This window comes from Thioalkalivibrio sp. (genome assembly GCF_041690275.1).
Lineage (GTDB): Bacteria > Pseudomonadota > Gammaproteobacteria > Ectothiorhodospirales > Ectothiorhodospiraceae > Thioalkalivibrio.
In genome coordinates, this window is record NZ_JAWLHP010000019.1 from 38,528 (window position 1) to 49,284 (window position 10,757).

The 10,757-nt window shown below is 65.9% G+C and carries 13 protein-coding genes; 7 read left to right on the forward strand and 6 right to left on the reverse strand.

Features of this window, described 5'->3' with window-relative positions; all coding sequences use genetic code 11:
• Positions 1-5: 5 nt before the first annotated feature.
• From ACESMN_RS05365 to ACESMN_RS05375, 3 genes are all read right to left on the reverse strand, one after another.
• The gene (locus ACESMN_RS05365; protein ID WP_373052566.1) at positions 6-1,139 is read right to left on the reverse strand and encodes a PilT/PilU family type 4a pilus ATPase; all 1,134 of its coding nucleotides are present in this window, start codon (positions 1,137-1,139) and stop codon (positions 6-8) included.
• A gap of 5 nt (positions 1,140-1,144) precedes the next feature.
• Positions 1,145-2,317, reverse strand: coding sequence for a PilT/PilU family type 4a pilus ATPase (locus ACESMN_RS05370; protein WP_373052567.1), 1,173 nt, complete (start codon positions 2,315-2,317; stop codon positions 1,145-1,147).
• Positions 2,318-2,383: 66 nt separating this feature from the next.
• Positions 2,384-3,418 carry a type IV pilus twitching motility protein PilT gene (locus tag ACESMN_RS05375; protein ID WP_373052568.1) on the reverse strand — a complete coding sequence of 345 codons (1,035 nt, stop codon included), beginning with the start codon at positions 3,416-3,418 and terminating at the stop codon, positions 2,384-2,386.
• A gap of 261 nt (positions 3,419-3,679) precedes the next feature.
• Between ACESMN_RS05375 and ACESMN_RS05380 the strand changes: the two genes are divergently transcribed.
• The 4 genes from ACESMN_RS05380 to ACESMN_RS05395 all read left to right on the forward strand — a co-directional run bounded on the left by ACESMN_RS05380 (position 3,680) and on the right by ACESMN_RS05395 (position 6,439).
• Positions 3,680-4,384 (forward strand): YggS family pyridoxal phosphate-dependent enzyme, encoded by a 705-nt coding sequence (locus ACESMN_RS05380; protein ID WP_373052569.1) that lies wholly within the window; start codon positions 3,680-3,682, stop codon positions 4,382-4,384.
• On the forward strand, positions 4,384-5,202 hold the full coding sequence (gene proC / locus ACESMN_RS05385; protein ID WP_373052570.1) for a pyrroline-5-carboxylate reductase: 819 nt from the start codon (positions 4,384-4,386) through the stop codon (positions 5,200-5,202). The genes ACESMN_RS05380 and proC overlap by 1 nt, the downstream gene beginning before the upstream one ends.
• 95 nt (positions 5,203-5,297) lie before the next feature.
• On the forward strand, positions 5,298-5,852 hold the full coding sequence (locus ACESMN_RS05390) for a YggT family protein (protein ID WP_373052571.1): 555 nt from the start codon (positions 5,298-5,300) through the stop codon (positions 5,850-5,852).
• A 143-nt stretch (positions 5,853-5,995) separates the two neighbouring features.
• Positions 5,996-6,439, forward strand: a complete 444-nt coding sequence (locus ACESMN_RS05395) for a DUF4426 domain-containing protein (RefSeq protein WP_373052572.1) — start codon at positions 5,996-5,998, stop codon at positions 6,437-6,439.
• A 39-nt stretch (positions 6,440-6,478) separates the two neighbouring features.
• Here the strand turns inward: ACESMN_RS05395 and ACESMN_RS05400 are convergent, their stop codons facing one another.
• The 3 genes from ACESMN_RS05400 to ACESMN_RS05410 all read right to left on the reverse strand — a co-directional run bounded on the left by ACESMN_RS05400 (position 6,479) and on the right by ACESMN_RS05410 (position 8,503).
• Positions 6,479-7,144 (reverse strand): sulfite exporter TauE/SafE family protein, encoded by a 666-nt coding sequence (locus ACESMN_RS05400; RefSeq protein ID WP_373052581.1) that lies wholly within the window; start codon positions 7,142-7,144, stop codon positions 6,479-6,481.
• Positions 7,145-7,350: 206 nt separating this feature from the next.
• Positions 7,351-7,662 (reverse strand): heat shock protein HspQ, encoded by a 312-nt coding sequence (gene hspQ / locus ACESMN_RS05405; protein ID WP_373052573.1) that lies wholly within the window; start codon positions 7,660-7,662, stop codon positions 7,351-7,353.
• 121 nt (positions 7,663-7,783) lie between these two features.
• Complete coding sequence (locus ACESMN_RS05410) at positions 7,784-8,503, reverse strand: HAD family hydrolase (RefSeq protein WP_373052574.1); 720 nt, start codon at positions 8,501-8,503, stop codon at positions 7,784-7,786.
• Positions 8,504-8,536: 33 nt separating this feature from the next.
• Between ACESMN_RS05410 and ACESMN_RS05415 the strand changes: the two genes are divergently transcribed.
• From ACESMN_RS05415 to ACESMN_RS05425, 3 genes are all read left to right on the forward strand, one after another.
• Positions 8,537-9,226, forward strand: a complete 690-nt coding sequence (locus ACESMN_RS05415) for an alpha/beta hydrolase (protein ID WP_373052575.1) — start codon at positions 8,537-8,539, stop codon at positions 9,224-9,226.
• Positions 9,227-9,232: 6 nt separating this feature from the next.
• On the forward strand, positions 9,233-9,787 hold the full coding sequence (gene nudE / locus ACESMN_RS05420; protein WP_373052576.1) for an ADP compounds hydrolase NudE: 555 nt from the start codon (positions 9,233-9,235) through the stop codon (positions 9,785-9,787).
• Between the two features lie 343 nt (positions 9,788-10,130).
• The coding region (locus tag ACESMN_RS05425) for an erythromycin esterase family protein (RefSeq protein ID WP_373052577.1) at positions 10,131-10,757 on the forward strand (627 nt) is incomplete at its 3' end.

Below are 10,757 nucleotides of genomic sequence, written 5' to 3' on the forward strand. Positions count from 1 at the left end.
GGCGTTCAGCGGCCGGCAGCCTCTCCGGGGAGGCGGAAGTCCTCCTCCTCCTGGCTCTCGAGGGTGCCCACGCCGCCCCCGAAGCTCAGGCGCCACTCGAGATCCGCGCGCGAATCCGCCTTGGAAAGGGCCTCCTCGAGATCGACCCTGCCCTCCTTGTAGAGCCGGTACAGGGCCTGGTCGAAGGTCTGCATGCCGTCCTTGGAGCCCTTCTGCATCGCCTCCTTGATCTCGCCGATCTTGTCCTCGCGGATCAGCTCGGACACGAACGGGGTGTTCACCAGCACCTCGACCGCGGCGACCCGCTTGCCGTCGGGCGTCTGCAGCAGCCGCTGGGCGACGATCGCGCGCAGGTTCAGCGACAGATCGGTGAGGATCTGGCCGCGGAAGTCCTCCGGGAACATGTGGATCAGGCGATCCAGTGCCTGGTTGGAGCTGGTCGCGTGCAGGGTGGTCAGTACCAGGTGGCCGGTGTCCGCGTAGTTCAGCGCCTGACGCATGGTCTCCCGGCTGCGCACCTCGCCGACCATGATCACGTCGGGCGCCTCGCGCATGCCGTCCTGCAGAGCGAGTTCGTAACTGGGCGTGTCGATACCCACCTCGCGCTGGCCGACGATCGAGAGCCGGTGCGGAAGCAGGAACTCGATCGGGTCCTCGACGGTAAGGATGTGTCCGGTCTCGTGGCGGGCCCGGTGATCGACCATCGCCGCGAGCGTGGTCGACTTGCCGGAACCGGTGGACCCGACGATCAGCACCAGGCCGTTGCGCTGCGTGACGAAGTCCTTCAGCACCAGCGGCAGACCGAGCTCCTCGATGGTGGGAATCCGGAGCTGGATGTGGCGGATCACCATCGCGACCTGGCCGCGCTGGTGGTAGACGTTGACCCGGTACCGACCCACCTCGGGCCGCGAGATCCCGAAATTCGCCGACAGGTCCCGATCCATCGTGGCCTTCTGTTCCGGCGACATGATCTCGGTGGCGATGTCCGCGACCTCGCCCGGCTTCAGGGACGTGCCGGACAGCGGCTGGACGCGGCCATCGACCTTGATACTGATGGGGGCGCCGGTGATGAAGAAGAGATCCGATGCCCCCTTCTGGGCCATCAGTTTCAGATAGGGATCGATCTTTGCAGTCGCCATCGCAGTCACCGTGAGACGAAGTCGTCGGCCGTTTCTGATACCGAGAGCCCGGACATATCGTCCATCACGTCGGGCTCCTCCTCGCGACGGGCGCGCTTGCTGTCGAGCTTGATCCGCAGTCGCAGGTCGTTCATCGAGTCCGCATTGCGGATCGCCTCCGGATAGCTGATCTTGCCGGACTCGTAGAGATCGAACAGGGCCTGGTCGAAGGTCTGCATGCCCTGCTCGCGGGAGCGCTTGATCAGATCCTTCATCTCATGCACCTGCCCCTTGAGGATCAGGTCCGACATCAGCGGCGTGTTGATCATGATCTCGACCGCCGGAACCCTGCCCTCACCGTCCTGCGTGCGGATCAGGCGCTGCGAGATCACCGCCTTCAGGTTCAGCGACAGGTCCATCAGCAGCTGGGGACGACGGTCCTCCGGGAAGAAGTTGATGATGCGGTCGAGGGCCTGGTTGGTGTTGTTCGCGTGCAGGGTGGTCAGGCAGAGGTGACCGGTCTCCGCGAAGGCCACGCCGTAGTCCATCGTCTCGCGGTCGCGGATCTCGCCCATCAGGATCACGTCCGGCGCCTGGCGCAGGGTGTTCTTCAGCGCCACCTCGTAGCTCTCGGTGTCCACGCCCACCTCGCGCTGTGTGACCAGGCTCTTGTCATGCGGATGAACGAACTCGATCGGATCCTCGATGGTGATGATGTGGTCCGCCGAGTGGTGGTTGCGGTAACCGATCATGGCCGCCAGTGAGGTCGACTTGCCCGAGGAGGTGGCGCCGACGAAGATCACGAGTCCGCGGCGGGTCATCGCGATCTCCTTCAGCTGCGGCGGCATGTTGATCTCTTCGAAGTTCGGGATCTTGCTCTGGATCGTGCGCAGCACCATCCCGGCATTGCCGCGCTGGATGAAGGCGCTGACGCGGAACCGGGACACACCCTCCAGCCCGACCGCGAAGTTGCACTCGTGGCTGCGGTCGAATTCCGCGGACTGCTTGTCGTTCATCATCGAACGCACCAGCACCTGGGTGTGTGCCGGGGTCAGGGCCTGGTCGGTCATCGGCTGCACCAGCCCGTTGATCTTCGCCGCCGGGGCCATGCCCACCGTGATGAACAGATCGGATCCGCCGCGCTCGACCATGGTGCGCAGCAGGTCGTGCATGAAACGTATGGCCTTGTCACGATCCATGGCTCGGAACCCCTCGTTGTCGGTGACGCCTGAACACGTCGTTACCCATCAAGAACAGTGCAGCCATCAGAGGCTATCCGGATTCACCGCCCGGCGCTTCGCGTCATCGCGCGTGATCAGGCCCTCGGCGATCATGTCCCGGAGACACTGGTCGAGTGTCTGCATGCCCATGCCCGCGCTGGTCTGAATGGCGGAATACATCTGCGCGACCTTGTTCTCGCGGATCAGGTTGCGGATCGCCGGCGTGCCCAGCATGATCTCGTGGGCTGCGACGCGTCCGCCGCCGACCCGCTTCAGCAGGGTCTGCGAAATGACCGCGCGCAGCGATTCCGAGAGCATCGCACGCACCATGTCCTTTTCCGCAGCCGGGAAGACATCGACGACGCGGTCGATGGTCTTGGCCGCAGAGCTGGTGTGCAGCGTCCCGAACACGAGATGACCGGTCTCCGCGGCGGTCAGCGCCAGGCGGATGGTCTCGAGGTCGCGCAGCTCGCCGACCAGGATGGTGTCCGGGTCCTCGCGCAGCGCCGAGCGCAGCGCCTCGCTGAACCCGTGGGTGTCACGGTGCACCTCGCGCTGGTTCACCAGGCACTTCTTGGACTCGTGCACGAACTCGATCGGGTCCTCGATGGTGAGGATGTGCCCGTAGTCGTTCTTGTTCTTGTGGTCGACCATCGCGGCCAGCGTGGTCGACTTGCCCGAGCCGGTGGGGCCGGTGACCAGCACGATGCCGCGGGGGTAGTCGGAGATCTTCTCGAACACGCGCGGGCAACCCAGATCCTCCAGGGTCAGGACCTTGGACGGGATCGTGCGGAAGACTGCCGCCGCACCCCGATCCTGCACGAAGACATTCACCCGGAACCGGGCCAGACCCTTGAGCTCGAAGGAAAAGTCGGTCTCCAGAAACTCCTCGTAGTCCTTGCGCTGACGATCGTTCATGATGTCGTAGATCAGCGCCTGAACCTCCTTGTGCTCCATCACCGGCACATTCACCCGGCGCATGTCACCGTCGATGCGTACCATCGGCGGCATGCCGCCCGAGACGTGCAGGTCCGACGCGCCGTTCTTCACGGCAAAAGAGAGCAACTGGGTGATATCCATTGAGTCCCCCGAACTCGAGCTACGCAGACGGCCGATTCACAGACCCTGTCGGCAGCACAGGCGTTTGCTTTAGGGAAGCGCTGGCCTGCCCGGCCCGCCATGCTGAACCAAGTGCGGCGATCCGGACCGCAAAAGGACGATCATCGTCCCCTGGATCGCCGCCTTCCATCGTTCCACACTCGCGATGACGACCACTCGTCAGCGCACTCCCGCAGCCGGACTGCCACGGCACGCCCGCCTCTGGGACTATATCATAGCGACATGATGCAACTGGAAGACGATCAGGCACGGGTCGAAGAGCGCATCGCCACCGCCTGCAGACAGGCGGGCCGCGCCCGGGAGGAGGTCCGGCTGCTGGCCGTCAGCAAGACCCGCAGCGACGCGGAGATCCAGGCTCTGCACCGGCTCGGCCAGCGCCTGTTCGGCGAGAACTACGTCCAGGAATTCATCGCGAAGCACGATGCGCTGACCGGCCTGGAGCCGCCGCTCGAGTGGCACTTCATCGGGGCCCTGCAGACCAACAAGACCCGTGCCGTTGCGGAGCGCGCCGCATGGGTGCACGGCATCGACCGGCTGAAGATCGCCGAACGGCTGTCCCGGCAGCGGCCCGCGGGCATGGCGCCGCTGCAGGTCTGCCTGCAGATCGATCTCAGCGGAGAACCGGGCAAGGCCGGGGTGCCGCCGCGGGAGGCCGGCGGGCTGGCCGCAGCCGTCGCCCCTCTGCCCAATCTGGTGCTGCGCGGCCTGATGGCGATCCCGGCCCCCGCGGAGGACCCGACCGCACAGCGGCGCCCGTTCGCGCGGCTGCGCGAACTCCGCGACGCCCTGAACACACGGGGGCTGGAGCTCGATACCCTGTCGATGGGCATGTCCGACGACCTCGAGGCGGCGATCCTCGAGGGCTCAACCCTGGTCCGTGTCGGGACCGCACTCTTCGGGCCGCGCAGGCCGAAAGCGAGGCAGTGATGAACGAACAGCAACTCGAGGCCGGCTTCGTGGGCGCCGGCAACATGGGACAGGCGCTGATCGCCGGTCTCGTCCGCAGCGGGGTGCACCCGGAGTCCATCGGCTTCGCGGAGCCGGACACCGACCGCGCGGCGACTCTGCGCACGCAGTTTCCCGGCCTGGTCCTGCTCGGCCCGGCCCAGCTGGCGGGCAGGGTCCGGACCCTGGTCCTCGCCGTCAAGCCGCAGATGCTGCCGGAGCTCGCGGTGGATCTGGCCGCGCAGGTCGCCGCCGCAGACCCGCTGGTGGTCTCGGTTGCCGCCGGGATCAGCACCCGACGCCTCGGTGGCTGGCTCGGACCGGAGACCAGGATCGTACGCGCGATGCCGAACACGCCGGCGCTTATAGGCGCCGGCATCACCGGACTGTATGCCAGTCCACTCGCGACCGATGCCGACCGGAAGACCGCGGATCGGCTGCTCCGCGCAGTGGGCGCGACCGTGTGGCTGCAGGACGAGGAGCAGATGCATGCAGTCACCGCGACCTCGGGCAGCGGCCCCGCTTACGTCTTCCTGCTGATCGAGGCGATGACGCAGGCAGCGCGGCGGCTGGGGCTGGATCAGGCCACCGCCCGGCAGCTGACGCTGGCCACGGTCGGCGGCGCCGCGCGGCTGGCGCAGGAAAGCGGCACCGATCCGGCCGAACTGCGTGCCCGCGTCACCTCGCCCGGTGGCACCACGGAGCGGGCGCTCACCGTGTTCGAGGAGTCCGGACTCGCGGAGGTGGTTGCCCAGGCCATGGCGGCGGCGGCTGCACGCAGCCGCGAGCTTGGTGGATAATGCCCACCCGGCCACCGGCGCCACACCTGCGGACGGCCGCCGTGAAGACTTCCTGATCCGGGCGCTGCCCGGCCTAACGTAGAGCGGAGCAAGCGATGCCAGGCCCCTTCGACCAGATCCTCGATTTCCTGATCAGCACCCTGTTCGGAATCTACATCATCCTGCTGCTGCTTCGCGTGATCTTCGGGCTGGTCCGTGCGGATTTCTTCAACCCGATCTCCCAGGCCGTGGTGCAGCTCACGAATCCCCCGCTGAAGCTGTTGCGGCGCGTGATCCCGCCGGTCGGCCGCCTGGATCTCGCGGCGGTGGTGCTGATCATCCTGCTCAAGTTCATCGAGTTCTGGCTGCGCTTGAGCCTCACGGGTATCGACATCGCCCCCGGAGCGGTGTTGATCGCATCCATCCGCGAGGTGCTCGTCACGACGATCTGGATCTTCATCATCAGCCTGGTGATCGAGGTGGTGATGAGCTGGCTTCAGGCCGGCGGGGCCCGCACCGGCAATCCGATCGGCCGGCTGGTCGCCGACGTGAACCAGCCGATCCTCGGGCCGCTGCGCCGGACCCTGCCGAACACCGGCGCGATCGATTTCTCGCCGATGCTCGCGCTTATCGGTCTCTACGTACTGCTCATTGTGGTGCGCTCGATCTAGAATCAGCACAGAGGCAATCCAGGTACCGGGCGCTGTTACACTGCTGCGAACCCTGTCGACGCAGCAAGGCACATCCGCCCCGGCCTACTGACATCCGGCACCGGCCACCGGTGCACCAGCAAGGAGACTTCAGGATGGAACGCATGCGCAATCTGTTGGTGATCACCTGGTTCGGCGCGCTTGCACTGCTCGTGGCGGCGGCCCCGGTGCAGGCGAACGAGGTGGAGTTCGACCGCTACGTCGTGCATTACACCGTACTCAGCACCCATTTGCTGTCACCCGATGTCGCGAGGGCCTATGACCTGCACCGAAGCAGGAGCCGTGCCCTGGTCAATGTCGTCATCATGAAACGTGATGGCGAGGAGATGCAGCCGGTGCCGGGGACGGTCAGCGGACAGGCCGTGAATCTGAACCGGCAGGTCCGCCACCTCCGCTTCCGGGAGGTTCGGGACGGCGATTCCGTCTATCACCTGGCGGAGGTCCGGGTACGCCCGGGCGAGGTACTTGATTTCAACCTGCAGGTGACGGCCGCCAACGACGACGAGGTGATGCCGGTCAATTTCCAGAAGGTCATCTACCGCTACTGAGCGGGTTCCCGGGGCTGGCCAGCGCCGGGAGGACGCGGGTCACGCGAGGATACTGAAGATCCGCCACACGCCATAGGCGATCAACAGCCCGCCAGCACCCTGCCGGAACCGATCATTACGCACGAAGCGCGCCAGCTGTGCCGCGAACAGGCCCATCAGCATCAGATTCGGCAGCGTCCCCAGTGCAAAGGCGGCCATCAGCAGCGCGCCATCCGCCGCGCTTCCTGCCGCGAGCGTCCACACCAGCACGCTGTAGACCAGTCCGCAGGGCAGCCACCCCCAGACACCGCCGACGACGAAGGCCTGTCCGACGTGCCGGACCGGGATGAAACGCCTCCCGAGAGGCTCGATCCGGCGCCAGACCCGCCCTCCGACGCGCTCCAGGCGCGCAAGCACCGGCCACCAGCCCCCGAGATACAGGCCCAGCAGAATCAGGAAGACCGCGGCCAGCAGTTCCAGAAGGCGCTGGCCCTGGGGCAAGGCGCCGAGCAATGCGCCACCGAGCAGCCCGGCGAGGGCGCCGGCGACCACGTAACTGCTCATCCGGCCGAGGTTGTAGGCGAGCAGACGCGGCCAGGTCGCGGATGCCGATCCGGCATGACTCACGGAGATCGCCCCCACGATACCGCCGCACATGCCCAGACAGTGCACGCCACCGAGCACACCGACCGCGAAGGCGGCAAGGAGGGTCCCGGTATCCATCAGGACGTGGCGCTGCCCCTCCCGCGCACGCGGGGACGGGGCTCAGCGCGGCGGGTCGGAAGGCGGGATGCGGACATGCCCCGATTGTGCATCATCGAAACGGTGTGCACACGGATACCGCGCCGCGCGCCCGTGTGCGATGCCGGTCCTCTCGGCGATTCGGTTCCGGGGCATCCCGGGCGGGGGCGGGCCTCGTGGCTGGCGCCGTCTCAGTTCAGCCGATACTGCGGCTCATAGCGGCCGTCGTCGAAGTTGCGGAAGAACTGGTCAATGCCCGGGTGATCCACCGGCGTATCGTCGGCATCGGGCTGCACGCTCTCCTCCGCCACGTAGATGCGGTCCTCGGAACCATCGACCAGCACGTAGTACCAGGGCTGTTCCGGATTGGGCAGCGACGAACGGACACTTTCCGAGAGATCCGCCGGCGCCTCGAAATGCCCGTCGACGTCGACGACGACGCCGCGCATGTCCACGTCGCGCACATGAATGATCTGTCCAATAGCAAATGCCGCGTTGCGCATGAGTACCTCGTGCTTGTCTCCGATGCTCACATGGTTTGGGCAATCGCCGTGACTTCCAGTTCAACCCCATCCTGGATGGCGATTCACGACCTGGCCGGACGTGCGGTGACCTCTTCCGGGCTCATCGGTGCAGGAGCCGGTCCGGCAGCAGTTCCGCAAGGCTCTCCAGGAGGTGGAATTCCACCGACTCCAGCGCCGGGCCGCGCGTATCCGGGAAGCGCATGCCCCGAAGGTGCCGGACGCCCGCCTCGCGCGCCGTGCCGAGCGCGACCAGGTTGTCGTCCACCAGCAGCGTCCGTCCGGTGTGATGCCGTTCTACGCGCTGCAGCCGTTCCCAGAAACAGGGCTCTTCCTTCGCACAGTCGAGCGTGTGGGCCGAAACCACCTGATCCAGGTGATCGCCGATCTGCGTGTGCGCGTGCTTGAACGCGAACACCTCGGGGTGCGCGTTGGTCACGAGCACCAGGCGCTTGCCCTGCAGGCGCAGGGTGTCGAGCACGTGCGTGGCGTACGGCTGGAACGCGATGTGACCGGCGAGCCGCTGCTTCAGCGCCAGCAGGTCAAGCCCGGTGAAGCGCACCCAGTGATCCAGGCAGTACCACTGCAGGCGACCGCGAATCCGTTCCATCTCCGCGAACAGCCGCTGCCGTGCCGCCTCGGGTTCGTGCGCGTGCATCAGCGCGTACTCGTCGGGAATGAGCTCGCGCCAGAAGCGGTTGTCGAAGTGGAGGTCGAGCAGGGTGCCGTCCATGTCGAACAGTACCGTGTCAATCTGCGCCCACGGAAGGGCAGCAGAAAAGGCGGGATCCATCGGATTTTTTGACGCGCTCGCAATGTCCATGCGTAATACTCGGAAAACAGTGAGGGTGTGATCATGGCCACGATACCGGCACGCGGTCTGCATCGAATGGCGCTCGCTTCAGTTACGGCTCTTTCCCTGTCGCTGGCAACGGCTGCGGAGACCGACCCGTTCGATGACGACAGCCTCTGGGATCCGCCCCGCTCCGAGAGCAACCAGGGCACCCTGAACTTCCTGACGGATCCGCCCGAAAACCGGGTGCACCACCACCACAACCAGATCACCCTTGCCGCCAGCAGCCTCGACAACGGCTGGGTGATGCTGCGCCAGTGCCACAGCGACATCGACAGCGTGCGCCGAGCCCAGATTCTCTACAATGGTGACACGACGCGCGATATCGAGATCGAATCGCAGAGCAATATCGAGGAAACCTGGGTCGAGGGGGCCAGCGTCCAGCTGCGCGAGGTCCGGCCGGACGCGGAACTCTGCGTGAACGCGCGCTCCCGGATCCTCCAGGTCCTGGGCGAGGGCGAATACCTGCTGGAAAACGGGCCCTTCATGCGCCGCTTCCTGGACGGATATTTTCCGATGCGCGTAACCGTCGCGGTCAGCTGGGGGGATCTGGACCTGTCGCTGGCGGCAATCGAGCCGGAGGCACAACCGGGATTCGAGGTCATGGAATCCCCACACGGCGTGATCGTCGAGACCACCTTCGAGGGGCGGCTGCAGACCGAGTTGCGGCTGGTGAACGGCGAAGGGCCCTGATCGCCAATGCGCCGGCCACCGCCCGCAGTGCACGCCCGCCGGACAGTCGCATGCAGCCGGCTGTTCGAGGTCGAGGAGATGCATCTCGAATTCAGCAACGGCGTCCACACGCGTTTCGAACGGCTGGTCGGAAGCAGCCACGGCGCGGTGGCCATCGCGGCCATGCCCGATCCCGACACGGTGCTGCTGATCCGGGAATACGCCGCGGGAACCGATCGCTACGAACTCGGACTGCCGAAGGGCAGAATGCAGCCGGATGAGGACATCCTGGCGGCCGCAAACCGCGAAATCATGGAAGAAGTGGGCTTTGGTGCGCGTCGCCTGACGCGCCTGCGTACCCTTTCGCTCGCCCCCGCCTACATGTCCCACGCCACCCATCTGGTACTGGCCGAGGGACTCTACGAGAAACGCCTGCCGGGGGACGAGCCCGAGGAGATCGAGGTCGTTCCCTGGCCGATTCGCGACCTGGGCCCCCTGCTCCTGCGCGAGGACTGCTCCGAGGCGCGCTCCATCGCCGGCCTGTTCATCGTGCGCGAGCACCTGCTCGGCCGGGGCCGCTGACCGGTCCGACGCACCAGGCCGGTGCGCTGATCCCGCCCGTCCCGCATGGCTGAGCGGCGCGCTGAAGGTCAACCCGGTGCTGCCGGACTTCATGGTCTTTTTGAGCCAGGAGGAACTGCCGTGGTTTCGGCAGGGTTTCGGCATGTTCTGTTCGCTCCCCTGCCCCTGTTTTGGGGGCGTATTTATCCGCACTGGTATTACCACCCCTTTTTTGCTCGGAGGGAGTTCTCCTAAGGTTTCAGGGGATCGCCGGTTCATTTCTGCGCGCGCCCCTGGACGAAGCAACGGTCGCCGGAAGCAGCCTGCAGGGTTGGCATGCGCTTCACGAAGAAAAGGAGTTACCATGCCTCGCGTTCATCGAGTCGATTCAGACGAACTTCGTCGGCAAGTCACACACCTGCGTGAGGGGCCCTCGTCCCTGGACGCGGTCCTCGAGACGATCGGCGACGCGCCCCTGGTTCTTCTGGGGGAGGCAACACACGGCTCGCATGAGTTTTATGACCTGCGCGCGCGCATCACCCGCCGCCTGTTCGAAGAGAAGGGCTTTGATGCCGTGGCCGTGGAGGCCGACTGGCCGGACGCCTATCGTGTCAATCGCTACGTCCGCGGACAGGGAAACGACCCTTCGGCCACCGCGGCCCTGGCCGACTTCGAGCGTTTTCCGCAGTGGATGTGGCGCAATACCGCCGTAGTGGACTTTGTCGAATGGCTGGCGGCCTTCAACGCCTCCCATGACGCGGCGGATCGCGCGGGTTTCTACGGCCTGGACCTTTACAGCCTGTACCGCTCGGCGGACGCGGTCATCCACTATCTCGACGAGGTCGACCCCGAGGCCGGCCGTCGTGCCCGAGCACGATACGGCTGCTTTGATCATTCGCTGGGAAACCCGCAGGACTATGGCTACCAGGCAGGACTCGGCCTGCGCGAGGACTGCAGTGAACAGGCCGTCCGGCAGTTGATGGAACTCGAG